Here is a 26,973-nt window from a genome sequence, read left to right as displayed (position 1 = left end):
CGCCGATGATGGGGCTGAAGGTGCTGACGCGGGTGTCGATACCGGTGTTCGTGGCGCCGGTGAAGAAGCAGGCGCAGAGCCGGGTGGAGGGCATCGCGTTGAAGGAGTCGACGTTCCACTTCCGGGTACACAACCCGGGGACGGTGAACTTCTTCGTGAAGCAGGCGCGGGTGAGGGGGTTGGACGGGCAGGGCCGGAGGTTGGTGGAGGAGGTGCAGGCGGGTTGGTACGTACTGCCCGGGGGCTCGCAATCGTTCGCGGTGGTGGCACCCGCGGACGCGTGCGGAAGGATTCGGGCGGTGGAGGTGCAGCTGGAGACGGACCGGGGCGTGATGCTCCAGTCGGCGAAGGTGTCCGGAGCCGGCGCCTGCAAGGACATCGCCTCCCAGCCATGAACCTCGTGTCCTGCTCGAAGGGAAAGGCGAGCTGGCGGCTGGCGCTCGCGCTGTCCGTCCTGGGGGGCGCGGTGGACGCGTTGGCGGAAGCGCCGCCCGCGGGTTCGGAGTCACCCCCCCAGCCTCCTGCGCTCATCCCCATCGTGGTGTCGTTCGTCCTGAACGGCATGCCCCAGGGAGACGTCTTCCCGTTGGTGCGGGACACCGACGTGTTGATGCCGGCCTCCGACCTCGTGGAGTCCGGCATCGACCTGGCCCGCTTGTCGGCGCGGATGGAGACGATCGACGGGCAGACCTACGTCTCGCTCGAGTCGCTGCAGCCGATGGGCACGTTCCGGCTCGACGCGGACACCGCCACGCTGAGCTGCGAACTGCCCGCCACCGTCTTCGGTGAGACGCGCGTCGACCTGGGCGTGCATCCGCCGCCGGGGTACGTCGTGAAGGGGAGCCCGAGCGGCTTCCTCAACTACGCGGTCCACGCGCGCAACCTCGACTTCACGATGTTCGGCGAAGCGGGGGCGTCGGTGGGGCGCGGGCTGTTGACGACGCAGATGCGGTGGCATCCCGGCACCCAGCCGCTGCGGGGCTTGAGCCAGCTCACCGTCGACTTCCCGGAGCACATGGTGCGCGCCATCGCCGGCGAGTCCTCCGCGTTCGGGGGCGTGCTGGGCGGTGGCGCGGTGGTGGCCGGGGTGCACCTGCTCCGCTCGTTCGACCTCAATCCCTACTTCATCCAGAGCCCCGTGCGGGAGTTCGCGGGGGATGTCACCACGCCCTCCACGCTGGAGGTCTACGTCAACAACCAGTTGGTCAGACGCACGGACCTGCCTCCGGGGCCGTTCCGCCTGGAGAACCTCACCGTGCCCCGGGGCGAGGGGACGACGCGCTACGTGGTGCGTGACGCCTTCGGCCGGGTTCGCGAGGTGCAGGGCTCGTACTACCTGGGCGGCCAGTTGCTGGCGCCCGGCCTGCTCGACTACCGCGCGTCGCTGGGCGTCGAGCGGACGCATCTGGGGGCCCGCAGCTTCAGCTACGGGGACCCGATGCTCCTGGCCAGCGCCCGCATGGGGTGGAAGGCCTGGCTCACTCCAGGCGTCCGCCTGGAGGTCTCTCCCGCGCTCGTCAGCGCCGGCGCCTCGCAGCTCATGCAGCTTCCGCTCGGGGAGGTGGAGCTGTCCCAGGGCCTCAGCCGAGGAGAGAAGCGGGGCGGCGGAGCGCTGGGCGCCGTCTACGGCCTCCAGGGGCGTTGGGTGGGCGGCACGCTGTTCGGCCGGTGGATGAGCGCGCACTACGGCAACATCGGCCTCTACCCGCACGAGGACCGCCCGAGGCTCGAGACGGGCGGCTCGCTCTACGTCGCGGTGGGCAGCCGCGTCAGCCTGGGGGGACAGGTGGTCGTGTCCCGGTGGAGGGATCGCGAGCACAGCACCTGGTTGTCCGCGACGACCACCGCGCGCCTCAGCGACCGGGCGACGCTGTCGTTCACGGCCAACCACGGCCTGCTGTCCGACGGGAGCTCGTCGCTGGACGGCATGCTCTACCTGAACGCCGTGCTCGACGGGCGGACCATCGCCTCGGTGGGACACGCGCGCGGCAGCAACAAGCCCCTCACCAACGTCGACGTGGCGCGCGGTGTGCCGCTGGATGGGGGCTGGGGGTTCCAGGTCCAGGGCCAGGCGGGCGGGGCCGCGTACGCGCGGGGCCGCGTCGACTACGACACGGACATCGGTCGCTACGCGGGCGGCGCGGAGTGGCAGGACGGGCGGGTGGTGGGCGCGGCGGAGGTGGCGGGTGGACTGGTCGCCATCGGAGGGCGCGTGCACGCCACGCGCGTCGTCGACAACGGCTTCGCATTGGTTCGCGTGGACGGGGTGAAGGGCGTGGGGGTCCACCTCAACAACCACCTCGTCGGGCGCACGGACTCCCAGGGGGAATACGTGGTGACGCGACTCCAGGCCTACAACGCCAACCGGCTCTCCCTGTCGGATGGGGAGCTGCCGCTCGACGTGTACCTGCCGACCACGGAGCAACTGGTGACACCCTGGCTGCGGGGGGGCGTGGTGCTGGAGTTCCAGGCGGAGTCGGTGCGGGCGTTCCGCGGGCGGCTGGTGCTCACGAGCGCCGACCCGTCGCGTTCGCTCGCCTACGGGGAGCTCCACGTGTCGGAGAAGGGCCGCACCTGGACCTCGCCGCTGGGACATGGCGGAGAGTTCGAGCTGGTGGGGCTCAGTCCAGGACGCCACTCGGCGACGGTCATCTACCCCGGCGGACGATGCGCCGCGACGCTGGACGTCCCATCCCTGGAGGAAATGGTCATCGACCTCGGGGAGATGAGGTGCATGGATGAAGCTGCCCGCTAGTGGACGCGTCGTGGCGGCTCTCGCGGCGGGGATATGCGGGCTGCTCCCGGCGTCGGCCGGAGCGGCCTGCCAGATACGAGGGCTCGTCGGGCTCAACTTCGTCAACTACCTCAGCACCTCGGCGCTGCCGCTCGACACCCAGGGCAGCATCGCCTTCCGGTGCGACGCCCAGCTCACCCCCATGACCATCGACCTGAGCCCGGGCGGAGCCACCAGCGCCTTGTCGCGCCGGATGGTCGGGCCCTCCTCGGCGACGCTCAACTACAACCTCTACCTGGACGTCACGCGGCTCGTCATCTGGGGCAACGGGCTGTCCGGGACGTCGCACTACGGCCCCCTGATTCCCCTGCTGGGGTCCGACGTGACGCTGCCCGTCTATGGCCGCATCCCCGCCGGGCAGACCGTGCCCGCCGGCAGCTACTCGGACACCATCGTCGTGACGCTGACCTTCTAGGCGGCGCGCGACGTCGTGAGTCCCAGCCGACACCCGAGCGTGGGTTGCGCCCACGGTCCGTGCGGGCTCGCGGGCGCGCGAATTCGAGGCGGAGGGACGCAACGTCCAAGCCCGCGTCGCGATAAAGAGGGGTGACGGTGGGGGATCCTCCTCCGCGGCAATTTCCCAGCACGGCTTCATCCGTGAAGTAGACTGCGGTGGTCATGACGCGGCCTGTGTCCGCCTACGCCCCTCGAAGCGAACGCAAGCCGTTGTACGTGAAGGTGGTGACGCAGCCGGCGCTCCAGGGGTGCTGGGCCGTCAACATCAGCGAGACGGGCATCGGGTTGATCGCCACGCCGCTCGGCCCGCATGAGGGGCCGCGCGAGGGGGAGTCGCTGGAGCTCTCCTTCACGTTGCCGGGTTCGGGGGAGCACGTCCGGGCGCGAGGCGACGTGCGCTGGCGCCACGAGACGGCCGGCGCGGTGACGGCGCTCGGCGTCTTCTTCCAGTCCTTCGAGGGCTCGGACGCGGTGAAGGTGGCGCGCTTCCTGTCCACCGCGCGCGTCCAGGTGGTGGTGGCGTTCGCGGGGGACGAGGACGCGGCGCACGTCCGGGCCGCGCTCGAGGGGCAGGCCGCCCCGCGCTTCGCCGCCACCGAGGCGGAGGCGCACACCCTGCTGGCGAGCGGCGACGTGACGGTGCTGCTCGTATGCGGGGCGGACGCCGAGCGGGCGCTGGCGCTGGTGGAGGACCTGGCGTCGCGCAAGGACGTGGACCTGTCCGGCGCCGGGCCGCCGGGGGACCTGGCCACGCGCATCATCCATTGCGCGCCCGCGGAGCCGGAGCGGCTGGTGGCGCTGTTCAACACCGGCAGCCTCTTCCGGGCGCTGGGGGCCGCGCCTCCGCGCGAGGCGCTGCTGCAGGCGGTGCTGGCGGCGGGGCGGGAGCGCGGCGTGCGCACCGAGCAGTGGCGCATGACGTTGGAGCTGGAGCGCAACCTGCTCCGCGAGCGGGCCCTGTCCGAACAGATGCCGCTGGCGCCGGGAGGGCGGGGCGACGACGAGGTGGGGCTCCGCAGCGCCGCCATGCAGCGGGTGATGGAGATGGTGCGCCTGGTGGCGCCCCACCGCGTGGCCGTGCTGCTGCAAGGCGAGACGGGCACGGGCAAGGAGGTGCTCGCGCGCATCGTCCACCGGCTCAGCGGGCGCGGGGAGTCCCCGCTGGTGGTGCAGGACTGTGGCGCGCTCACGGAGACGCTCCTGGAGAGCGAGCTGTTCGGCCACGTGAAGGGGGCCTTCACCAACGCGGTGGCGGACCACCCCGGCCTGTTCGTGCTGGCCGACGGTGGCACCATCTTCCTGGACGAAATCGAGAACACGACGCCCAACCTGCAGGCGAAGCTCCTGCGCGTGCTGGAGACGGGGGACGTGCGTCCGGTGGGGGGCACCCAGGTCAAGCACGTGGACGTGCGCGTGGTGGCCGCCAGCAACAAGGACCTGGGCGAGGAGGTGCGGGCGGGGCGCTTCCGCGCGGACCTGTTCTACCGGCTCAACAGCTTCACCATCGACATCCCCCCCTTGCGCGAACGGCCCGAGGACGTGCCGGAGCTGGCGCGCTACTTCCTGCACCTGTTCAACCGCGCGCTGCGGCGGTCGGCCAGCGGCGTGTCCGCGGACGTGGAGGCGACGCTGTGCGCGTACGCCTGGCCCGGCAACGTGCGCGAGCTGCGCAACGTCATGGAGCGCGCGGTGCTGCTGTCGCGCCCGGGAGAGGTGGTGTCGCGGCGGCTCCTGCCCCCGGGGTTGGGGGCCGCGCCCTCGGCGCGCAACGAGCTGGCGGGAGACGGCTCGCTGCGCGCGCGCCTGGAGCGGGTGGAGCGCGAGCTCATCCGCGAGGCGCTGGAGCGTCACGGCGGCGTGCTGCGGCGCGCGGCCGTGGCGCTGGGCATGGACCCGGTGACGCTGGGCCGCAGGGCGCGGCGCCACGGGTTGTGGAAGGCGGAGGACTGAGGCCCGCCGCCCTCCTCACGCGCGCGGACCTCAGTGCGCGCGCACCCACTGGAGCACCGGCTGCCACACGCGCTGCCGGGCGTCGTTGGCGAGGAACAGGTCCGCGTGCCCGAAGTCGAGCGCGCGCTGCGCCTCCGGCCGGTCGCGCACGACGAGCGTCGTGGTGTCCGTGCTGCCCAGCAGGGAGAGCGAGTGCAGGCCGTACTCGCCCACGCCGCCGCCCGCGCCCACGTAGAGCACCGGCACCTTCACGGAGGCCAGGCGGTCGTCGAACGGCACGTCCGTGGCGCCGCACGCCCACTCCTCCGACTCCAGCACCTCGTTGAGGCTCTGGTAGGGCACCGCGCGCTGGGCGAACTCGAAGAGGTAGCCCTCGGTGGTGTGCGTGAGGGTGTCGGGCAGCCCCGTGGCGTCCAACTGGCCGCTCGCATGGTGGTAGCCGGGGGTGAGCGGGGGCAGCGGGGCGAAGAGCACGCTGGTGGCCGCCGCGGCGATGACGGCCGCCTTGCGGTTGGAGGGGTGGCCGGTGCCGGGGCCGAAGATGTCCTCCGCGAAGATGGGGGAGGGCTGCTGCGGCGCCGTCGCGGCGAGCGCGCCGATGAGCTGGAGGCCGACGCCCGGAGCGGGGCCGAGCACGCCGCCCTCGAAGGCCCCCGCGTCCCGCTTCAGCTTGAGCGCCGTGTAGCGCTCGCACGCCCACTGCTGCTGCTGCGCGTGGGCCGGCGAGAAGCGCACCGCCATGTCCATGGGGATGAAGCCGTCCACCTGGCGCAGCAGCCGGGGCAGGCGCGCCTCCGAGTTGAGGTACGCGAGCGCGACCACCACGCCCCGGCTCCACGCCATCAGTTGCATGGAACCGCCCAGGTTGCCCGACGCCAGCCGCAGCGCCCGCGCCAGCAGGAGGCCCGTCCCCACGTCCTGCGCGTGGGAGCCCAGGTTCCACTGGGCCATGAACTCGAAGAACGACGTCTGTGCGGGCACGCCCACCCAGCGCAGGTCGATGCCCCACACATCCACGCCCTCCTTGGCGAAGTAGGCCGCGATGGACTGGTCCTGCGGGACGAAGGCGGAGCCCACGCTGGACAGGAAGGCCGCGTCGAAGCCCCACGCGTCGCCGTGCACCATGAACACCGCGCGGTTGGCCCGCGCCGGCACCCACGGCGCCCGCTCCTTCACCACGCGGTGCACGGTGACGACGTCGTGCGTGTCGGGCCCCACCTGGAGCTTGAAGCGGTAATGCGCCACGTCACCGAAGAGCGGCTCGCGCGTCACGGCCTGCGCGGAGCCCTGGCCCGCAACGCCTTGCAACTCCGCGGCGCCACTCACCAGCGCGCGCGTCGCGGTGTCTTTCAATTCCTCTTCGGTGGAGATGCCGTCGGCGCTGGCGCAGCCGAGCGATAGGACTGCCAGGAACAAGGGGATGCCGAACCACTGACGCATGGAGATGGACCTCGGGTCGAAAAAGAAAGGGGACGGAGGACGCCTCACCGCCGGCCCGAGGGCCCTCCGTGGCGTGTCGCCCTTTGAGCAGAATTCGCGCCACCGAATAAATGACGGAAATTCGTGGAGTGCCTTCCAGCCCCGGACTTCACGCATGAAGTCCACTCTGAATCAAGCGTCTGACATGCCCTGCTGGGTGCGGTCCTCGCGCTGCCGCTTCAAGACTGAAGCAAATGCATCACGGGTGCGGCATCCGGCGTTCCATGCGGGCTCGCGAGAGGGGCGGTGGGGAGGGGACGGGTGGCGCGCCAAGGGGAGCGGTGGCTGGCCGACGTCGCGTGTGCCTCGCGGCGGACACCTCCCGTGAGGTCGCGGGCGCTGCTGAACAGATGGCGCGCCCCGGGCCTCCCGGAACCGGGGGCGCGGATCCAGAACGAGTGGAGACCCCCAGCCCTGGAGACGTCGTCATGGTGGAGCCCCGTTTCGAGCGGAACCTGGGAGTCATCGGTCCGGAGGTGATGGCGCGGCTGGGTACGATCCATGTGCTCGTCGCCGGAGTGGGGGGCGCGGGTGGCCAGTGCGCGGTGGACCTGGCGCGGCTGGGGGTGGGCTGCCTGACGTTGGCGGACTTCGACACCTACGAGCGTCACAACATGAACCGCCAGGTGGGCTGCTTCGAGAGCACCGTGGGGCGCTCCAAGGTGGAGGTCGTGGGGCGCATGTGCCTGGACATCCACCCGGCCCTGAGGCTGCGGCGCGTGTTGGAAGGGGTCACCGAGCAGAACGCGGCCGCGCTGCTGTCGGGGGACGGCGCGCTGCCGCCGGTCGACTTCGTGGTGGAGGTCATCGACATCGCGGGGGGCCGGGCCAAGCAGGTGCTCCACGGCGCGTGCCGCGAGCGCGGGGTGCCGGCGATGACGGGGTTGATGCTGGGCTTTGGCGCCGCGCTGCACGTCTTCCAACCGGACGCGCCGGGGTACGAGGACCTCTACCTGCAGCCGGACGGGCGCATCGACCTGCCGGCCATCATCCCGCACCTGGGCAGCTACATGCTCCCGGACTACATGGAGGCCTGCTACGCGGGGCGCGGTCATGCGCCCACGTGCGTGGTGGGCGCGACGACGGCCGCCGGGATGATGGTGAGTGAGCTCATGCGCGGGGTGATGCTCGGCCCCCGGGCCATGGTGTCGTGGCCGGAGTACCTCTACGTCGACTTCTTCGACCATTGCTACGTGCGCGCCTCCGCGTCCGCCACGGGCGCGCGCCAGGCCCCCCGCCCGCTCTCGCGGGCGCGGGGCTGAGGGCTCGCGGCTTCCGGGGGCGTGTTCACACCACGCCGCGCCGCCGGGCCTCCTCGATGAGCCGGGTGCCGTCCACGCCCAGGCACTCCGACAGCAGCGGAGCGACCTGGTCGGCGCGCTTGTGCACGCGCTGGAGCGCCTCGTCGTAGGAGCGCGTGACGATGTTGATGCCGGCGATGATGACGCGCTGGAGGTTGTACTGCAGGTCGTTGCCCTCGACGATGGCGTGGATCTGCGTGAACAGCGGGCGCGCGTCCGCCTGGAACGCGGAGAGGTTGTTGCGCTGCTCGGAGTTGGGCACCGCGGACCTGGGCGACAGGCTCGCCACCAACACCAGCGGCGGCCGGAGCCGGGCATGCGCGTCCCGCATCTGCTCGAACACCGCGCGGATGTCCGACAGGTTGGGGGGCGCCTCCCACCGGAGGAAGAAGACCCGGTCGATGAGGGCTGTCTTGTAGACAGGTGTCGTCATGGCTGCGTGTCGCTCCTTCGCAGGACCGGAGTCCCCGGGGCCGTTTCAACGCTCGCGCGCGAGCGCTGCCGGGCGGTCTGCCCGCGCAGAGTGGGGGCGTCGTCTCCGCGCGGAAGCCTCCTCTCGGGGCCGCCATCCGGGGGAGGACAGAGTCCGGCCCCGGAGCCGCGCCGAGTGTCCGCGCGCGGCGCCTGGACGCGGTGGCACCTGTCATGCGCCCGACGTGGCGCGGAGCCGACGCGGGTGGGCTGGGGACGGTGGGGCGGGAGGCAGGGGCGGCCGCTGCGGGCTCGACACCGGGCGGGAGGGCCCTGGTGGCGCCGGCGCGCGGCGGGCCCTTCGCGGGGGCGCGAGGGGCCTGCTCACGACGGGGTGGCGCCCCTCCCCGAAGGAAGGGGCGCCGGGTGCATCAGTTGCCGGAGATGGTGACCTCGTCGACCTTGGAGGCGGCGATCTCCGCCTCGGTGAAGGCGATGGGGCGCCACTGCTTGGCGGAGAACAGCTCCGTCTGGTCCGCGAAGTACGGCGAGCTCTTGTCGCTGGACTCGCTGTAGGTGAGCACCGCGCGGGCGTCCACGCCCGTGTCGGTGAAGCCCATGGCCATGATGAAGCTGCTGCCGTTGTTGATGACGTAGCCGGACGTCGTCAGGTTGGTGCGGGAGTTGACGAGCGTGCCACGCGTCGCGCTGAAGTCGGCGGCGGGCGTGGAGGACTTGAGCGTGCCCCAGGACACGACGTTCGCGGTGCCGTCCTGGCCCGCGCCGCCGTGGATGGGGATGCGCTTGCCGTCCACGCGCGTGGAGTACTGCGCGTCACCCAGCTTGACGTCGACGGCGAGCTTGGCCGAGGCCAGGCGGGTGACCGCGCCCGCGAGCCCCTGCAGCACCGGGTCGGCCCCGGTGGCCGGCGCGGGGACGAGCGTGTTGGGCGTGGCGATGGGATGCGCCTTGTCGAACGCCACCGCGAACAGCGGCGCGCCCTCGGAGATCTGGGCCAGGGAGAAGTGGCCGTTGAACTCGCGCCACAGCACCGCGCCCACGCTGTTCACGTCGTAGCGCTTGTCCCAGCCGGCGAGGACCGTGCACGCCTGCCGGATGTCCACCGGCGCGCCGTTGTAGGTCACCGTCGTGACGCCCTGGCAGCGCGCCACGACGGAGTCCACCAGCAGGTCCGCCGTCATGCCGCGGTTGCTGAGGATGGCGTCCTGCAGCTCGGCCACGGTGAACTTGTTGTCCGGACCGGAGGCGCCGTTCTGCTCGGTGAGCAGGGTGGCGTTCATGCGCGTGCGCGGCGTCTGGGGGACGTCCTCCAGGCCGTGCAGGGGCGAGAAGCCGGTGAGCGGCTGGGCGGGGTTGGCCAGCCAGTAGCTGTCGTTGGCGTTGAAGACGAAGTCGCGGCGCGCCAGCTTGGGGACGCCGCTGAAGGGGACGAGGCCCGGGCTGCGCGCGCCGGTCACCGTCTGCCACTCGTTCTCCGGGTTGCTGCCGTCGAGCAGCACCAGGCCCATGCCGTTCCACAGGGCGGTGGTGGCCGGGTCGAGCCCGCTGGAGGCCGCGCGCCAGGTGGCGATGGCCGTGGGCGTGAGGTTCGGGGTGGGCGTTGCGTCCGTGTACCAGACGTTGCCGGCGCGGTCGGCGGCCATGGTGTTCACCCAGGGGATGCCCTGGACGTTGGCGTAGACGTTCTGGAACTCCTCGAGGCTCTTGGCGCGGTTCATCCCCACGAACTGGGCGACCAGCTGGGTGTTCTCCAGGTTGGCGTCGCGGTAGGTGAGCACCGTCTGCTCGGTCCACTCGGCCGTGCCGGGGATGACGATGATGGGGCCGTAGTGGCTGCGGTAGAAGCGCTGGGTGACGTTGGTGACGGAGCCCTCGGGCAGGCGCACCAGGATGGTGATGTCCTCGGCCACCATGTCCCGCTCCTCGTTGCCGTACTTGTAGCGGGTGGGCTTGCCCGGCACGAGCTTCAGCCCGTAGAGCGTCATGCGCTGGCCGGAGGAGAACGTGTGCGTCCACGCCACGTGGTCGTTGAAGCCGATGAGCACCGCGGGCACGCCCAGCAGGCCCACGCCGTACACGTTGAGCTGGCCGGGGACCGTCAACTGGCTCTCCCACAGCTTGAGCTCACCCTCCCAGGGGAAGTGCGGGTTGGCCACCACCATGCCGTGGCCGGTCGCGGAGCGCTCCGCGCCAATGGCCCAGCCGTTGCTGCCCACGCTGCTGAGCTCCGGGCGCTCGACCTTGAAGCTGCCGGGAGCGGGGCGCAGCGCGGCGCCGCTGGTGAGGTTGGGGGGCGTGGCCGCGGCGATGGCGAGGATGAGCTGGTAGCTGCTGCCGGCCAGGCCCACGCTGATGTCGTACGCGAACAGGTCCACCGCGTCGATGGGCTTGACCCAGCGCGCGTTGGTGCAGGGCGCGGGGAGCTTGTCCGGCGGCGTCTCCGCGATGTAGCGGTTGAAGCCCGCCGCGTAGCCCTTGAACATCTCCTGGAGCTCTTCGGGCTGGTCCGGGAACGCCTTGGTCGCGTTCTCGTGGATGCCCAGCATGCGATAGCCGAAGTCGCTGCCCGCATAGGTGTTGCCGGGGCCGGCGCCGTGATAGCGCGCCCGCTCGCCACGCACCTTGATGATCTGGTCCGACAGGATGCAGACGTGGTCCTTGGCGAAGGCGTAGCCCTGGCCGTAGGACAGGCTGCCCATGTCCTTCGCGGTGATGTGCGGGATGCCGTGGGCGGTGCGCCGGATGGTGGCCTCGTACTTCGCGGGCCCCTCTGGTGGCGGCGTGACGCCCTCGTCATCATCGTCACTGCACGCGGTGGCGACGAGCAGGCTCAGGCCCGCGAGGACGGGCAGGTGCCAACGGGTGCGCCTGGACTTCCAGGACGCCCCCGCAGGGGATGAGACAGAGTGTTGGATGTGCATGGCGAGGCGAAGCGTAGGAACGTGCTGATTCGCGCGTCAAAAGGTTTCGCGGAAACGGGTGAATCCAGCGGCGCAAAGTCAGACGCGGCGCGGCATGAGCCATGGAATCGAGGGCAGGCGTGCAAGGGCCCATGTGCTAGGAGTGCGCGGATATGACGACCGAGCCGCCCCGCGCGCGCCGCCCGCGCCGCCACTTCTCGATGATTCGCACCTTCGTGCTCGCGGACTTCGTCACGCTGGGCAACGGGTTCGCGGGGGCGGGGGCCATCCTCGCCGCGATGCAGTACCTGGCCACGCAGCGCGAGCACTGGCTGTGGGTGGCTTTCGGGCTGATGCCGGTGGCCCTGGTGATGGACGTCATGGACGGGCGCATCGCGCGGTGGCGCTTCAAGAAGTCGCCGCTGGGGGCGGACCTGGACTCGCTGGCGGACGTCATCTCCTTCGGCATGGCGCCGGCGGCGCTGGCGTTCGCGGTGGGCATGCGCGGGTCGCTGGACGTGGCGGCGCTCCTGTACTTCGTGGCGTGTGGCATCAGCCGGCTGGCGCGCTTCAACGTCACGTCCGCGGAGCTGGCGGACGCGACGGGGAAGGTGAAGTACTTCGAGGGCACGCCCATCCCCACGAGCCTGGCGTTGGTGCTGGTGCTCTCCGTGGCGACGTGGAACGGGCGCATCGGCGAGCGGCTGTGGGGCGGAGTCTGGGAGGCGGGGCCCCTGACGCTGCATCCCCTGACGTTCTTGTACGTGCTCAGCGGCAGCGCGATGATCAGCAAGACATTGCGCATCCCGAAGATTTGAAAGCGGACAGACACACCCCTGTTGGGCCCTGGAGTCGCCCCCCTGGGTGGTTGCCCGCCCCGGGATGGGTGCCTAGTTTCGCCACCTGATCCGCTCCCTTGCCTCACCATGGGGTGCCGAGCGGACGTGGGCGATGGGCGTGGGGAAGGGGTGGAAGCCATGACGGGGCACCGGGGCTTTTGGGCCCTTGCGGTGTTGGGGTTGCTGGCCGGGTGTGCGGATCGCGAACGGTCGACGCTGGCGGATGGCCGGCTGACGGCGACCCCGGGTGGCATGGACTTCCAGAAGGTGGCCCTCTTCGACGCGCGCGAGACGGAGATCTCCCTGCGCAACGTGGGGCGCGCGCGCATCGACGTGAACGAGGTCTGGGTGGAGGGCCCGGAAGGGGCCTACCAGGCGGAGTTCACGCACGAGGGGCCGCACAGCCTGGTGCCCGGCGGAGCGTGTGGTTTGCGCGTGCGCTTCGCGCCGTCGAAGTCGGGCGGGCTGCCGGCGACGCTCGTGGTGCGCTCGGATACACGCATCGAGCCGCTGTTGAGGATTCCACTCTCCGGGCTGGGGGTGGAGGCGTGGGCGCGGTTGTCGCCTCGCGCGCTCGACTTCGGCCGCATCGAGGCGGACACGACCAAGACGCTGATGGTGGAGCTGGACAACCCCACGGAGCTGCCCGTGGAGGTGGCGCCCCGGCTGGTGGGCGCGGACCGCGACGAGTTCCAGGCGGCCCCCGTGGTGGTGGAGCCCGGGGCCAAGGCGCAACTGCCGGTGACGTTCAACCCGGTGCGGGTGGGGCGCAAGCAGGTGGCGCTCGCGGTGACGCCGTGCCGGGGCTGCGCGGACGTGGCCGTGCAACTGGCGGCGGAGTCGCTGGAGCAGGCGGTGGTGGCCGAGCCTCCGGTGCTCGACTTCAACGCGGTGCCGGTGGACCGCGAGGCCTTCCGCGTGTCGCGCATCCACAACATCAGCACGGAGCCGGCCACGGTGACGCGGCTGACGCTGGACGGGAAGGACGCGTCGTTCAGTCACGCGAACGCGGGCTTCCCGCTGGTGCTGCAGCCGGGCGAGGTGCGCGAGTTCGAGTTCCGCTACAGCCCGGGCCACATGGGGCCCGCGGAGGACATGGCGCGCTACCACGTGGAGAGCAAGCGCCACCCCACCACGGACGTGAAGCTGCGGGGCTTCGGCGGCGCCGCGGAGCTGTGCGTGTCGCCGGTGTCGCACGACTTCGGCAACCAGCCGCTGGGCTCGAAGACGCGCGTCGTCGTCAACGTGAAGAACTGCGGCTCCTCCAACGCGGGGGCGCTCACCCTGAACACGCTGGAGTGGCAGCCGGACCCCACCGGGGCGCCGCAGTTCAACCACCTCCCGCTGGCGCTGCCGCACACGCTCCAGCCGGGCCAGGAGGTCAACATCTCCGTCTTCTACGAGCCCACGCGCACCGGCCCCGCCACGGGCTCCTTGGTGCTGACGACCAACGCCTACTCGGCCGCCGTGGTGCCGCTCGACTTCCAGGGCGAGGCGCAGGAGCACGCGCCGTGCAACCTGGCCATCACCCCCGCGGCGGTGGACTTCGGCACGGTGCCCCCGCTGCGCGGCGCGGTGCTGGGCGTGAAGCTGGAGAACAAGGGCACCGACCTGTGCCCGGTGAAGAACATCCGCCTGCGCGACGACGCGGGCGGCGTGTTCGGCATGCCGGGTGGCGACCTGTTCGGCGTCATCATCTATCCGGGGGACTGGTTCAGCTTCCAGGTGTCCTTCGCGTCGCCGGGGGCGGGCGGCACGTTCACCGGCGCGCTGCAGGTGGAGCAGATGGATCCGCTCAACCCGGTGGTGCTGGTGCCGCTGTTCGCGCACTCGCAGGCCTCGTGCCTCGTGGCGTCTCCCTGGTTCGTGGACTGGGGCGTGGCCCGGCGCGACTGTCCGCCGGAGCCGCGCGAGGTGAACTACCTCAACGCGTGCCCCATCCCCGTGTCGGTCGACGACGTGTGGATTGGCGCGGGCACCACGGACGGGGAGTTCTCCGTGGGGGGCATCCCCGCGCCGCGGCCCTTCACGCTCCAGCCGGGGGATGCCTTCACGGTGGGGGTGGACTACTTCGCGCAGGCCTACGGCATGAACCTGTCGCCGCTGTTCGTGCGCTCCAGCGACCTGATGGAGCCGCTGCTGGTGCCGCTCATCGGGGAGTCGTCCAAGCGGGTGGAGAAGACGGACACCTTCGTCCAGCAGGACGTGAGCAAGGTGGACGTCCTCTTCGTGGTGGACAACACGGCGTCCATGGTGGAGGAGCACCCGCGCCTGGTGTCCGCCATCCCGGCCTTCGTGGACACGGCGCTGGCCAAGCAGGTGGACCTGCGGGTGGCGGTGACGACCACGGGCATCACCCCGGTCTCCAACGCGTGTCCGGGCGGCGCGCAGGGCGGCGAGGCCGGGCGCTTCTTCCCGGCGGACAACGCCCGCCCGCGCATCCTCACCCACGCCACGCCCAACCTGGCCGCGCAGCTCCAGCAGAACGTGCAGGTGGGGCAGTGCGCCCAGGTGGAGCAGGGCTTCGAGGCGATGCGCCGCGCGCTGTCGCCGCCGCTGGTCAACAACGCGGATGATCCGCGCACCCCGCTGCCGCGCGACGGCAACCTGGGCTTCCTGCGCGAGGAGGCCGCGCTCGTGGTGGTCTTCGTGGGCGACGAGGACGACCACTCGCCGGACGCGGTGGACACGTACGTGCAGTGGGCGCAGCAGCGCAAGGGGGCGAACCAGCCGCAGCGCGCGACGTTCTACGCCATCGCGCCCACCACCGCGGCGTGTGGCACGGCGGGCGGCACGGGCACGCGCTACGCGGAGGCCACGGCGAAGACGGGCGGCGAGGTGATGAACGTCTGCGCCGCCAACTACGGCCCGCTCCTGACGGCCGTGGCCACCAAGGCCTTCTCCACCCAGGACCGCTTCCCGCTCACGGACAAGCCGGAGCCGGGCAGCGTCACGGTGGCGGTGAACGGCGCGCCCACGACGACGGGCTGGCACTACGACGCGGCCACCAACAGCGTCATCTTCGACACCACCCCCGCGCCGGGCACGCGCATCGCCATCACCTACCGGCGCTCCTGCGACGCGAACTGAGGCAGGCGGGCGCGAGGTGTGAGCCAGTCGAAGGGCCGGACATCCGGCCTGCAACGGACATGTCGGCCCCGGGTGCTACAGGTCTGCTTCCGCCTGTGCGGATGACCAGAAAATTGGAGGGCTCCTCACGGTGTGTACCCTGAGGTCGTACCCGCTCGCGCCGAGGAGGCACCCGGTGATGTCCCGAGATTCCGATGCAACGACGATGACGAGCGCGGGGCGCCCCGCGGCGAGGGCACCGGGCCTGCGCGTCATCCAGGGTGAGGGCCGCCGCCAGGAAGAGCCGCTCGTCTCCCGGGATGCCGTCGCTCGCGCCCTGATGGAGGCCGGCGCGGACCTGCTGTTGCGCCGCATCACCCCGGCCCGAGCCCAGGAAATCGAGCGCAAGGTGGACCGGGTCCTGGACCTGTTCGACCGGGTGGACGCGGCGCCGGTGCTGATGCCGGTGCTCAAGCGGCACCTGGACGAGCTGGAGGCGCTGATGCGGCAGACGCGCGAGGTCCGCGCGGCCCGCCGGTAGCCCCGGGAGCCCGGTTTCCGGGTTCCGTTGTGCTTACAAGGGTTTGACCCCCCTGGCCAGTGGGCTTACGCTCGGGCCAGTCTCCACCAGGATTCGCGGAAGGCCACCGTCCGCGTGGGATTCCCGGTGGGGTGCCGGTCGGGTCGCCGTGTCCATTGAAACGTATGGCAGGTACCAGCTCCTGAAGCGGCTCGCCATGGGCGGGATGGCGCAGTTGTATCTCGCGCGCCAGCAGGGCCCGGAGGGCTTCGAGAAGCTGGTGGTGGTGAAGCGGATCCTCCCGCACCTCGCGGAGAACGACGACTTCGTCAAGATGTTCCTGGACGAGGCGCGCATCGCGGCGCGGCTCAACCACGCCAACGTGGTGCAGATCTTCGACCTGGGCGCGCAGGACGACTCGTTCTTCATCGCCATGGAGTACATCCACGGCGAGGACATGCGGCGGGTCTGGAAGCAGTCGGAGGCCATGGGCCAGCCGGTGCCGGTGCCGCTGGCGTGCCGGGTGCTCATCGAGTCGTGCGCGGGGCTGGACTACGCGCACAAGCGCACGGACCCGGTGTCGGGCCGGCCGCTGGGCATCGTCCACCGCGACGTGTCCCCCCAGAACATCCTCGTCACGTTCGAGGGTGGGGTGAAGGTGGTGGACTTCGGCATCGCCAAGGCGGCGGACCAGGCCACCGTGACGCGCTCGGGCGTGCTCAAGGGCAAGTACTCGTACATGTCCCCGGAGCAGGCGGCGGGGCAGCGGGTGGATTGCCGCTCGGACATCTTCGCGCTGGGCGTGGTGCTGTACGAGCTGCTCACGGGGACGCGGCTGTTCAAGCGTGGCAGCGACATCCAGACGCTGGCGGCGGTGGCGGAGTGCAAGGTGATTCCGCCGTCGCAGGCGAACCCTCGGGTTCCCGTGGACCTGGACCCCATCGTCCTCAAGGCGCTCGCGAAGGATCCGGCGGAGCGCTACCAGGAGGCGGTCCATCTCCAGTTGGCGCTGGAGGACTGGCTGAGCGCGAACCGGCTGCCGTCGTCGACGGCGCACGTGGCCGCGTACATGAAGGAGATCTACGCGGAGCGGCTGGCGTCGGAGTCGCGCTCCGGCGAGCTGCTCCTGGAGGACTCCGATTCGGCCTCGGCCCTGGGGTCGTTGCGGCATGAGCCGGCGTCGCGGCGCTCGGGCCTGCGTCCCTCCCTGTCGCGTGCCGCGGTGGCGCCGGAGGGCGAGACGGCGGCGCTGCGGCCGCGGGGCACGGGCAAGACGGGGCGCATGGAGGCGGTGGAGCCCGGCCCGCGCCAGTCCGGCATGCGTCGGGCGGTGGAGCCGCCAGCGGAGCCGCGGTCCTCGCGTTCGGGCCTGGGCGCCGTCTCGCCGCCCGCGCGGGGCGGGGAGGAGGAGGCGCCCACGCTCGACGGGCGCGCCGCGTCCCGGGCGACGCTGACCGACATCAAGGTCGCCTCGGAGACGCGGGCCGCCTCGCGCGTGACGCACTTCCCGCCCCGGGACTCGGACGGGGGCGGGGAGTCGCGCTCGATGACGCGGCAGGGGCCCGCCGTCCCGCATCAGGTGGAGGAGGACGCGCCCACGCTGGCGATGCCGGAGCTGGCGTCGCCGCCGCCCCGGTTGTCCCGCGCCGCGCTGCAGCTTCCGATGGGCGGGGACGACGGCATGGAGGAGGAGGACGTCCCCACGCTGTCCCTGGGGATGTCCCGCCCCGGCCGGAAGGCGAAGGCCGCGGCGGACGGTGCGCGTCCGGCGGAGCCTCCGCCGCAGTCTCCCCGGATGGTGGTGTGGATCACCGGCGCGTGCCTGGTGCTCGTGGTGTGCGTGCTGTTGTGGACCTGGCTGCGGCCGGGGGCCTCGACGTCCGCTTCGGTGCGGGTGGAGTCCGAGCCCTCCGGCGCCCGGGTGGTGTTCGACGGCCGCGAGCTGCCCGAGCGCACGCCGGTGACGCTGCCGTCGGTGGCCGAGGGGCGCTATCCGCTGGTGGTGTCGCGGGAGGGATACCAGGAGCTGCGCACGGAGGTGGAGGTGCGCGGGTCCGGCCCGGTGGCGTTGGGTGTCCTGCGGCTGGTGCCCAGTCCGCACCAGCAGGCCCCGGTGCCCGAGACGCGGGTCGAGCCGGCGACCGCGACCGAGCCCCCCGTCGAGAGCGCGCCGGTGGCGACCAGGGTCCGGCTGCGCGTCGAGGCGGAGCCCTCGCAGTCCATCGTCTACGTGGACGGGCGTCAGCAGGGCGCGGCGCCCGTGGTGTTGGAGGTGCCGCAGGGCGTGGCCATGGCCATCCGCGTGGAGGCCGCGCGGCACCAGCCGAGCGAGCGGACCGTGAAGGTGGGCGAGGGCCCCGAGCAGTTGGAGCGCTTCTCACTCCAGCAGGAGGCCCGGGTGGCGCCGCCCCCAGCGCCCCCGGTGGTCCGCGTGCCTCGGCCGGAGCCTCGCGTGGAGACGCGGACGGCGCGCGTGCGCTTCGCCGTGCAGCCCTGGGCGGAGGTGACGTGTGGGGGGAAGAAGCTGGGGGAGACGCCCTTCGAGGCGGTGGAGCTGCGGGTCGGGACGTATGACTGCAAGTTCTTCAATCCCGACCTCAAGAAGACGCTCAGTCGGCGTATCGAAGTGAAGCCCATCGACCTCAACGTGGTGAGCGTGAAGTTCGAATAGGCACCTCCGGGATGCTCCCTTGACGCTCGAAGCGGGTACGCAAGTCGGCAAGTACGTCGTCCGTCGCAAGCTCGCCGAGGGCGGGATGGCGGAGATCTACCTGTGCACCGCGCGCGGGCCGGAGGGCTTCGAGAAGGAGGTCGTCATCAAGCGGGTGCGAGCCTTCCTCGCGAGCGACCCGGACTTCGTCGGGATGTTCATCGCGGAGGCGCGGCTGGCCTCGCGGCTCAACCACGCCAACGTGGTGCAGATCTTCGACTTCGACAAGCACGAGGACACGTACTACCTGGCGATGGAGTACGTGCGCGGCTGCTCGCTGTGGGAGCTGCGACGGCGGAGCAAGGAGCTGATGGACCCGGTGCCGCCCATGCTGGTGGCCCACATCGGCGCGGAGGTGGCGCGGGGGCTGCACTACGCGCACCGCCTCAAGGTGAACGGTCAACCGCTGGACCTGGTGCACCGGGATGTCACACCCCACAACGTCCTGCTGTCCTACGACGGCGCGGTGAAGCTGACGGACTTCGGCATCGCCAAGGCGGGCAAGAAGCTCACGCAGCCTGGCGTGCTCAAGGGCAAGTTCGCGTACATGTCGCCGGAGCAGGCGCGCGGCGAGGCGGTGGACTCGCGCACGGATACCTTCGCGTTGGGCGTGGTGCTGTGGGAGATGCTCACGGGAGGCCGGCTCTTCGACGGTGATTCGGAGCTGGCGGTGCTGCGCGCGGTGCAGCACAGCGTGATTCCGCCGCCGGCCCGGCTCAACCCGGACGTGCCCCCCGAACTGGACGCCGCGGTGATGCGAGCGCTCGACCGGGCGCCGGAGGCCCGTTTCCAGACGGCGGGGGAGTTGGAGCGGGCGCTGGCCCAGAGCGTGCTGAAGCATGCGCGGTCGGTGGATGACACCGACCTGGGCGCGTACATGCGCCGCGTGTTCCCCTCCAGCATCACCCAGGCGCTCCCCACGGTGCAGGAGCGCACCCACGTCGTAGAGGGCGGGCCGGTGCCTGGCGCGGACGCGGTGCGCAGCCCCGTGGCGCGCGAGCCTACCGCGGTGATGTCCGCGGGGCGGGTCGGTGCCGCGCGGGCGCTGTCGCCCGACGAGGACTTCGACGCGTCCACCTTCGTGTTGCCCCGACGGGAGGAGGCGCCCATCGAGGTCTCCGTGCCGTTGCCACCCATGGCCACGCCGATGCTGCCGCTGCCCGCGGTGGCCTCGTCTCCGGTGCCTCGCCCGCTGCCGCCCGTGGCGGCCCCCATCGCCGCCGTTCGACCGAGCCGTCCGGAGGGCACTCCCTCCGTGGCGCCGTCCGCGCCCGAAGAGGTCGCCGTCCCGACCCGAACGCCCAGCCGCTCCCGGGGCGAGGCCGTTGCGTCCATCCCCGATGGGAGCGCGAACGCGGCGCGGCGTCCGAGTCGTCCCGATGCCATGGCCGTGCTCCCCGGCGCGGGTGCGGTGTCCGAGGACGTCGATGCGGCCACGGGCCTCGAGGGCGCTTCCGGGGCGGCAGAAGAGGGCGCTCCTGGTCGTGCCCGGAGCATGAGCCGTCCGGAGTTTCCACGGGTGGCTGAAGCGGATTCTGGGGCTGAGGGGCAGGGAGCGCCTGGTCGTGCCCGGAGCCCGAGCCGTCCAGAGCTGCCACGGGTGGCCGAAGGGGCTTCCGGGGCGGCAGGAGAGGGCGCTCCTGGTCGTGCCCGGAGCACGAGCCGTCCGGAGCTGCCACGGGTGGCCGAAGGGGCTTCCGGGGCGGCAGGAGAGGGCGCTCTTGGTCGTGCCCGGAGCACGAGCCGTCCGGAGCTGCCACGCGTGGTCGAGGGAGGAATCGTGGCTTCGGAGTCTTCGTCGCGGGAGGCCCTCGAGGTCCATGCGACGGAGCCGCTCTACCGGTTGCCCGCCGCGAGCGGCGAGGTGCCGACCATCACCGAACCGTCCCCCTCCGGTGCGCCCCAGCCCACGCCGTGGTGGCGCCGCTCCGCCATGGGGCTCGCCGTCGGCGTGGGGTTGGTCGTCGTTGTCGGCGCGGTGGCGCTGAGCCGCTTCGGTGGCGCAGCGGTCGATGGCGCGGAGCCGGAGGCGACCACGTCCCCCGCCAACGAAGCGCAGGTCGCTCGGGGACGCGCGCGGGACGAAGCGGGTCCTCCGACGCCTGTCCTCGGTGCACCCTCGGACGGGGCCACGAAGTCCACCGTGACGCCCCCCGGAGCGGTGCTCGTTCCACCCGGAGCGGTGTCGTCGGAGGTCGCCGCGGAGGTCGAGGGATTGAAGCGCGAGGCGGAGCTCGCTCCCGAGCCGCGACCCGTGGCGGAGGTCGCGGTGCGCACGTCGGCCCAAGCCGAGGCCCCCGTGACGACGGGGACGCTCATCATCCGAGCCACGCCCTACGCGACCGTCTTCCTCGATGGTCGTCGGCTCGGTGAGGTCTCCGGGCGCGCCACCTACAAGCTGTCTCCCGGCGAGCACAAGCTGCTCTTCCAGCACCCGTCGGGAGAGAAGCGCTTCGACGTCACCATCACCGCGGGCGGCACCGTCACCCGCGAGTTCCGTCCGGCCCGTCCTCGCTGACGGCGCGGCTGTCGTCCTCGATGGGATGACGCCCACCGCGCGGCGCACGGGTGGCGTCCCGCTCGCGCCCGTGGTTCCGCACATCCCCTGTCTCGATACACGCGACGCGACGAAGCCCCGTCCGCTGGCGCGCGTGTCGCCGACGGGTCCCCGCACTGCGCAGCCGTTCATGTCGTCCTCGCGGTGAGTCCGAGACCACCCGCGTCGACGCGCACGTCCTGGTGCGGCGCGACCCATCACCCCTGACGAAGCCCTGTTCGCACCGGAGTGCCTTCTCACGAGTCGTGAGCTGGCCAACAGCGCAACGGACCTGTAGCGGTCTGCCTTGACACCGAAGGGCCGATTCTGGCACTCAGTGTCCTCTTCTCAGTAGCTTATATTCAATGGAACCGATGGACCTGCTGGCTCCCGACGAAATCGCTCGGATTGAGCAAGAGAACGCGGGAGGTCTGCCCGCGAGCGCAATCCTGGAGATCTTCCGTCCGAGGGGCGTCCGGCTGTCGGAGGCCACGTTCCGCAAGTACGTCCAGGCGGGGCTGCTACCGCGGAGCCGTCGGGTGGGGCGGAAGGGCAAGCACCAGGGGAGCCTCGGGCTCTACCCGGTCGAGGCTGTGCGCCGTATCAATGTCATCAAGAAGATGATGGCGGAGGGCCACACCCTGGAGGACATCAAGCGGTCCTTCGTCTTCCACCGCAACCACATCGACCAGGTGGAGCGGGAGCTCGGTGGTCTATTGGATGGGCTGGCGGAGGAGCTGGGGGAGCGCGCGTTCGGGGGCGAGCACCGTCGGACGCTCGAAGCGGAGTTGGCAACCCTGCGGCAAAGAGCGCAGGATCTGGTCCGGGACGTGGCCCGGCTGGGCAGCGCTGTCACAGCTCGCGCAGACGAATCGATGAGTTCGCAATAAGATGCCGGCCCTGGAACTGGTGGACCCGGGTAGACTGGCCTCACGTGGAGGGGACATGTCGGAAGTGAAGCAAGTGGAGGAGGGCGGAGACCAGGCAGAGGACCTGGCGCAGGAGCGCCGACGGTCCAAGACGATGTCGCGCAAGGAGATGGCGCGCGACCTGCGTCGTCGCCGACTCACCGGGCAGGTGGACCCGGAAGAGGCGGACCTGCTCAAGCAGATGGACGATACGCGCCCGCGCACGCGCGCCGATTGTGTCAACGGCCCGCGCCCGTGCATGTTCGTCTCCTGCAAGCACAACCTGTATCTGGACGTGAATCCGGAGACGGGGTCCATCAAGCTCAACTTCCCGGACAAGGAGATCTGGGAGCTGGAGCACACCTGCGCCCTGGACGTGGCGGAGAAGGGCGGCATCACGCTCGAGGAGGTGGGGGAGATCATGAACCTCACCCGTGAGCGCATCCGCCAGGTGGAGACGCGCGGCCTCATGAAGCTGCGCGAGGCCACCGAGGCCGAGCCGCCTGCTTCGGCGCGTAAGCCCTGAGAATACCGGCGGGTTTCACCCGCCGACGCTGCCCGACGTGTTGCGTTGACACCCCTGGGGGTGGTTGCTACTACCGCCGCTCCCCGCACACCGAGGCGCACACGTGCTGGCACTCCTGAGCGTTTCCGACAAGCGAGGTCTGGTCCCCTTCGCCCAGGGGTTGGTCCGCCTGGGCTTCCGCCTGCTGTCGACGGGAGGGACGCTCGAGGCGCTCAAGGGCGCCGGCGTCCCCGCCACGCAGGTGTCCGAGCACACGCATAGCCCGGAGATACTCGGGGGCCGCGTGAAGACGCTCCACCCGCGCATCCACGGCGGCATCCTCGGCCGGCTGGAGCTCGAGGCGGACCGCGAGGAGATGAAGGCGCACGGCATCGAGCCCATCTCCCTGGTCGCGGTGAACCTCTACCCGTTCCGCCAGACGGTGGCGGCGGGCGCGGCGGAGGCGGACGTCGTCGAGCAGATCGACATCGGCGGGCCGGCGATGGTGCGCGCCTCCGCGAAGAACTTCCGCCACGTGGCCATCGTGGTGGACCCGGACGACTACGGGCCGGTGCTGGCGGAGCTGGAGCGCGACAAGGCGGTGGGCGAGCAGACGCGCCGCGCGCTGATGCGCAAGGCCTTCGCGCACACGGCGGCCTATGACGCGTCCATCTCCGCGTGGCTGTCCGCCCAGGCGGGCGAGCCCTTCCCCGGCGAGCTGTCGCTGTCGTTCCGCAAGGCGCAGGACCTGCGCTACGGCGAGAACCCCCACCAGCGCGGCGCCTTCTACCGGGAGCACTCGGCCCCGGCGGAGCCCACGGTGGGGTTCGCCAGGGTGCTCCAGGGCAAGGAGCTCTCGTACAACAACATCCTGGACCTGGACGCGGCGCTGGGGCTGGTGCTCGAGTTCCCGCAGAAGCCCGCGGCGGTCATCATCAAGCACAACACCCCGTGTGGCGTGGCGGTGGACGACGCGCTGGTGAAGGCGTACCGCACGGCCCGGGCGGTGGACGAGGTGTCCGCCTTCGGCGGCATCGTGGCCTTCAACCGCGAGGTGGACGAGGCCACCGCCCAGGCGATGGCGGAGACGTTCCTGGAGGCGGTCATCGCGCCGTCCTACGCCCCGGCCGCGCTCCAGGTGCTGGGGGCGAAGAAGAACCTGCGCCTGTTGGAGGCGGGCCCCGCCCTGGCCTCCCCGGACGCCCGGCCCCGGGCCCAGCTCGACGGGCGGAGCGTGTCCGGCGGCCTGCTCCTCATGGACCGGGACGCGGTGGAGCCGGAGCTGACGTGGAAGGTGGTCTCCAAGCGGGCCCCCACCCCGGAGGAGGAGCGGGCGCTGCGCTTCGCCTGGAGGGTTTGCAAGCACGTCAAGAGCAATGCCATCGTCTTCTCCTCGGGCACCCAGCTCCTGGCCCAGGGCGGCGGACAGACCAACCGGGTGGATTCGGTGCGCATCGCCATGCAGCGTGGCGGAGCGGCACTCAAGGGCAGCGCCGTGGCCTCGGACGCCTTCTTCCCCTTCCGGGACGGCCTGGACGAGGCGGCACGGGCCGGGGCGACCTGCGTCATCCAGCCCGGAGGCTCGGTGCGGGATCCCGAGGTCATCGCCGCGGCCGATGAACATGGGATGGCCATGGTGGTGACCGGAGTGCGACACTTCCGGCACTGACTCATGCGCATCGTCTGCCAGAAATGCGCGGCTGCCTACGCGATCGATGATCGACTGATCACGGCCAAAGGCGTTCGCGCGCAATGTCCTCGCTGCCGGAACCTCCAGCTCGTCCGGCGCGATCCCTCGGCCGTCCCTTCCGCGGACGTGCCGGCTCCCGCGTCGCGTCCCGCCGCCGCGGCTCCCTCGGCGCAGGCCGCGGCCCCTCCCGCTGCGTCCACGGACGACCTGCTCGGTGGGGACGGCAACAGCCAGGCACCGACGGAGGTGGCCCGTCCCGCGTTCGGCGGCGCGGCGGCTCCGGACGCGGACCTCTTCGCGGACTTCGGCGCGATGCCCGCTCCGAAGCCGGCGTCGTCGCCGCCGGTGGATCCGTTCGCGGACCTGGGCACTCCCGCGGCGTCGCCAGCGGGAAGCGACCCGCTGCTCGACTTCCTGGGGCCGGCGCCCGCGGCGCCTCCCGCGCCCGTGGCGCGTGTCTCCGCGGCGCCGGGCGCGGTGCCCGTCTCCGTCTCGCCTCCTCCGTCCGCACGTGCGCCCGCGGCTCCGGCGCCGGCGGCCAAGCCCGCGACGATGGGCTGTCGCAGTTGCGGCAAGCCGCTGGCGGACCCGTTCGACCAGGCGCTCGGGACGTGTGACGACTGTCGTCAGCGCGAGTCGTCCGGGGGCGCGCCCAAGGCGAAGGCCGTGGAGCCTCCGCCGGCGGCGGTGCCCGGTGGGGCGGTGGACTTCCTGCCGCCCCTGTCCTCTCCCGAGGATGGGGATGGCAGTGGCACCGTGGAGGTGATGCCTCGCGGGGTGATGGCGCCGCCGCTGGGCTCCGAGCCGCGCAGCAATCCACGGAGCGCGGCCGCGCCGGAGCTGGGGGCCGAGCCTCGCAGCGGGCAGCGCGCGGCGGCCGTCTCCGGTGTGTCGCGCAACTCGGGCATCCGCTCGGGCTCCGCGGCGAAGCAGGCGACGGGCTCGCGTCCGGGGCTGCGCTGGGGGCTCGTCGGGGGAATCGGCGCGCTGCTCGTGCTGGCGGGCGGCGGCTACCTCTTCTACTCGCGGCAGGAGGAGGCCCGGCGTCAGGCGCAGGCGCCCGTCGCGCCCGGCATCCCGGAGGCGGTGCAGGCGGTGCTGCCTCGCTGGAAGTTGAAGTACCTGGAGCTGGAGGGCACGGGAGCCGAGCGGCTCGCGGATGGCCAGGCCCAGCTCGCGCGAGACGAGCGCTTCGCGTACGCCGAGGCGGAGGAGTCCTTCCAGCAGGCGTTGTTGCTGGACCCGTCGAGCGACGCGGCCATCGCCGGCTACGTGCAGGCGGTGGCGCTGGGGCGCGGGGCCGGGCTGGACGACGCGACCTTCCAGGAGGCGCGCTCGCTCGTCGAGGCCTCCGAGTCCCGCGCGGGACGCACGCCGGCGCTGCTGCTCGCGCACGCGAACCTGCTGCTGACGCGCACGCGCCAGGAGGAGCCGCTGCGGGAGGCGAAGACGCTGGCGGAGGAGACGCTCGCGCACGCCCAGGCCGCCGACGCGCAGAAGGCGGAGGCGCATCTGGTGTTGGGGCGCGTGTACCTGTCCTCGTCGGGTGGTCTCGCGCGACAGCACTTCGACGCCGCGCAGAAGCTCGCGCCGGATTTCAAGCGCATCCAGTTCTACCGCGCGCTCGCGCACGAGTCGGCGGGAGAGTACCGGCTCGCGCTGGAGACGTTGCGCAAGCGGCTGGCGGAGGACCCGAAGGACTGGGACAGCCTCGCGGCCATCTCCCGCATCTACCAGGAGGTCGGTGAGGTCTCCGAGGCCCGCAAGCTGTACGAGGCCCGGGTGAAGGCGGACGCCACCGAGCTCAGGGCGCTGCTGCCGCTCGCGGCGCTGCGCTACCAGTCGGAGGGCAACGCCGCGGCGGGTGTGCGGGAGTTGCGCGCGCTGCTGAAGAACCGGGGGCGCTACGCCGACCGCGACGTGGCGGACGTGCTCGTGCATCTGGCGGCGGCCGAGCGCGCCACGGGCAACAGCGAGGCGGGGCTGAAGGCGGCGGAGGAGGCCCTGGGGTTGGTGAAGGACCTGGCCCCGGCGCGCCTGCAGGTCTTCCTCGTGGCGCTGGAGAAGAAGGACGCGGCGAAGGCGCGCGAGCACCTGTCGGGCCTGCAGGGGCGGATGGAGGACTCCGCGCTGGAGAAGGTGCTGGAGGGCCGGCTCCTGTTGTTGGAGCAGAAGCCCCTGGAGGCGGTGGAGCGCTTCCAGGCGGCGTCGCACCTGGACTCGCGGCGGCTCGACGCGCGGCTGCTGGAGGGTGTGGCGGCCATGGCGGCGAAGCGGCGCGAGGATGCGTTCCGCGTCCTGAACCAGGCGCTCAACGGCGACCCGCTCCGCCTGGAGCCCCGGCTCCTGGTGACGCGCTTCTGGATGCGGCCGGCGGAGACGGTGAAGGGGGTGGAGGGCATCATCCATCCGCCCGCCGAGCGCTCCGACGAGCCCAGCAAGCTCTTGTACGAGGGGCTGGTGCGCTTCCACCAGGGCGAGCTCGACACGGCGGACCGGCTCTTCCGCGACGTGCTGGAGGCGGACGCGAACAACGCGAGCGCGCTGTCGTACCGGTCGCTCATCGCGCTGCGCAGGGACAACGCCGCGGAGGCGCGCACGCTGGCGGCGCGGGCCATCGCGGTGGGCGGGCGACAGTTGCCCGTGGCGAACCTGGCCCAGGGCCTGGCGCTGGCGGAGGACGCTCGACAGGCGGAGCCGGCGAAGCGCTCCCTGCGCGACGCGCTGGGCCAGGCGCCGACGCTGCTGTCCGCGAAGGCGCGCCTGGCCGCACTCGAGGTTCCTCAGCGCCGTGACGAGGCGAGGGCGGAGCTGGTGAGCGTGGTGGGGTTGGACCCCGCCTACCTCACCGCCAAGCGGATGCTCTACCAGTTGGAACGGTGAG

The 26,973-nt window shown here is 71.7% G+C and carries 16 protein-coding genes and 1 pseudogene; 14 read left to right on the top strand and 3 right to left on the bottom strand.

From position 1 onward, the window contains the following. The 4 genes and pseudogenes from LZ198_RS21145 to LZ198_RS21130 all read left to right on the top strand — a co-directional run. Positions 1 to 395: pseudogene (locus LZ198_RS21145) on the top strand (fimbrial biogenesis chaperone); the annotation flags it as partial. Beyond that, positions 392 to 2,755, top strand: coding sequence for a fimbria/pilus outer membrane usher protein (locus tag LZ198_RS21140; protein ID WP_253973825.1), 2,364 nt, complete (start codon positions 392 to 394; stop codon positions 2,753 to 2,755). The pseudogene LZ198_RS21145 and the gene LZ198_RS21140, both read left to right, overlap by 4 nt. Continuing rightward, positions 2,739 to 3,209, top strand: coding sequence for a Csu type fimbrial protein (locus tag LZ198_RS21135; RefSeq protein WP_253973824.1), 471 nt, complete (start codon positions 2,739 to 2,741; stop codon positions 3,207 to 3,209). The genes LZ198_RS21140 and LZ198_RS21135 overlap by 17 nt, the downstream gene beginning before the upstream one ends. A gap of 203 nt (positions 3,210 to 3,412) precedes the next feature. After that, positions 3,413 to 5,200 (top strand): sigma 54-interacting transcriptional regulator, encoded by a 1,788-nt coding sequence (locus LZ198_RS21130; RefSeq protein WP_253973823.1) that lies wholly within the window; start codon positions 3,413 to 3,415, stop codon positions 5,198 to 5,200. A gap of 30 nt (positions 5,201 to 5,230) precedes the next feature. Here the strand turns inward: LZ198_RS21130 and LZ198_RS21125 are convergent, their stop codons facing one another. Then, entirely contained in the window at positions 5,231 to 6,640 is a 1,410-nt protein-coding gene (locus LZ198_RS21125; RefSeq protein ID WP_253973822.1) for a hypothetical protein, read from the bottom strand. Between the two features lie 467 nt (positions 6,641 to 7,107). On the opposite strand from LZ198_RS21125, the gene LZ198_RS21120 reads away from it, so the two are divergent. After that, the gene (locus tag LZ198_RS21120; protein ID WP_253973821.1) at positions 7,108 to 7,941 is read left to right on the top strand and encodes a ThiF family adenylyltransferase; all 834 of its coding nucleotides are present in this window, start codon (positions 7,108 to 7,110) and stop codon (positions 7,939 to 7,941) included. Positions 7,942 to 7,966: 25 nt separating this feature from the next. On the opposite strand, the gene LZ198_RS21115 is transcribed toward LZ198_RS21120, so the two are convergent. Together LZ198_RS21115 and LZ198_RS21110 are read right to left on the bottom strand one after the other, a co-directional pair. Further along, positions 7,967 to 8,413 (bottom strand): DofA protein, encoded by a 447-nt coding sequence (locus LZ198_RS21115; RefSeq protein WP_253973820.1) that lies wholly within the window; start codon positions 8,411 to 8,413, stop codon positions 7,967 to 7,969. Positions 8,414 to 8,822: 409 nt separating this feature from the next. Next, positions 8,823 to 11,333 (bottom strand): acylase, encoded by a 2,511-nt coding sequence (locus LZ198_RS21110; protein WP_253973819.1) that lies wholly within the window; start codon positions 11,331 to 11,333, stop codon positions 8,823 to 8,825. Between the two features lie 152 nt (positions 11,334 to 11,485). Between LZ198_RS21110 and pssA the strand changes: the two genes are divergently transcribed. The 9 genes from pssA to LZ198_RS21065 all read left to right on the top strand — a co-directional run bounded on the left by pssA (position 11,486) and on the right by LZ198_RS21065 (position 26,972). Beyond that, positions 11,486 to 12,130: a CDP-diacylglycerol--serine O-phosphatidyltransferase gene (gene pssA / locus LZ198_RS21105; protein ID WP_253973818.1), complete on the top strand. Its 645-nt coding sequence runs from the start codon at positions 11,486 to 11,488 to the stop codon at positions 12,128 to 12,130. Positions 12,131 to 12,289: 159 nt separating this feature from the next. Next, positions 12,290 to 15,241: a choice-of-anchor D domain-containing protein gene (locus LZ198_RS21100; RefSeq protein WP_253973817.1), complete on the top strand. Its 2,952-nt coding sequence runs from the start codon at positions 12,290 to 12,292 to the stop codon at positions 15,239 to 15,241. Between the two features lie 178 nt (positions 15,242 to 15,419). Beyond that, positions 15,420 to 15,761: a hypothetical protein gene (locus tag LZ198_RS21095; RefSeq protein WP_234063968.1), complete on the top strand. Its 342-nt coding sequence runs from the start codon at positions 15,420 to 15,422 to the stop codon at positions 15,759 to 15,761. Between the two features lie 148 nt (positions 15,762 to 15,909). Further along, positions 15,910 to 18,411, top strand: a complete 2,502-nt coding sequence (locus LZ198_RS21090; protein WP_253973816.1) for a protein kinase domain-containing protein — start codon at positions 15,910 to 15,912, stop codon at positions 18,409 to 18,411. Positions 18,412 to 18,430: 19 nt separating this feature from the next. After that, the gene (locus LZ198_RS21085; RefSeq protein ID WP_253973815.1) at positions 18,431 to 20,968 is read left to right on the top strand and encodes a serine/threonine-protein kinase; all 2,538 of its coding nucleotides are present in this window, start codon (positions 18,431 to 18,433) and stop codon (positions 20,966 to 20,968) included. Positions 20,969 to 21,351: 383 nt separating this feature from the next. Then, positions 21,352 to 21,876: a MerR family transcriptional regulator gene (locus tag LZ198_RS21080; RefSeq protein ID WP_253973814.1), complete on the top strand. Its 525-nt coding sequence runs from the start codon at positions 21,352 to 21,354 to the stop codon at positions 21,874 to 21,876. Between the two features lie 55 nt (positions 21,877 to 21,931). Beyond that, on the top strand, positions 21,932 to 22,420 hold the full coding sequence (locus LZ198_RS21075) for a sigma factor-like helix-turn-helix DNA-binding protein (protein WP_234063972.1): 489 nt from the start codon (positions 21,932 to 21,934) through the stop codon (positions 22,418 to 22,420). Positions 22,421 to 22,523: 103 nt separating this feature from the next. Then, a complete protein-coding gene (gene purH / locus LZ198_RS21070) occupies positions 22,524 to 24,068 on the top strand; it encodes a bifunctional phosphoribosylaminoimidazolecarboxamide formyltransferase/IMP cyclohydrolase (RefSeq protein ID WP_253973813.1) in 1,545 nt (514 codons plus the stop codon). Between the two features lie 3 nt (positions 24,069 to 24,071). Beyond that, positions 24,072 to 26,972 carry a zinc-ribbon domain-containing protein gene (locus tag LZ198_RS21065; RefSeq protein WP_256559743.1) on the top strand — a complete coding sequence of 967 codons (2,901 nt, stop codon included), beginning with the start codon at positions 24,072 to 24,074 and terminating at the stop codon, positions 26,970 to 26,972. Position 26,973 lies beyond the last annotated feature (1 nt).

It is taken from the genome of Myxococcus dinghuensis, from assembly GCF_024198235.1.
Taxonomy (GTDB): Bacteria; Myxococcota; Myxococcia; order Myxococcales; family Myxococcaceae; genus Myxococcus; species Myxococcus dinghuensis.
Note: the sequence above shows the minus strand (reverse complement) of the source record. Positions and strands in the feature narration are given on the sequence as shown.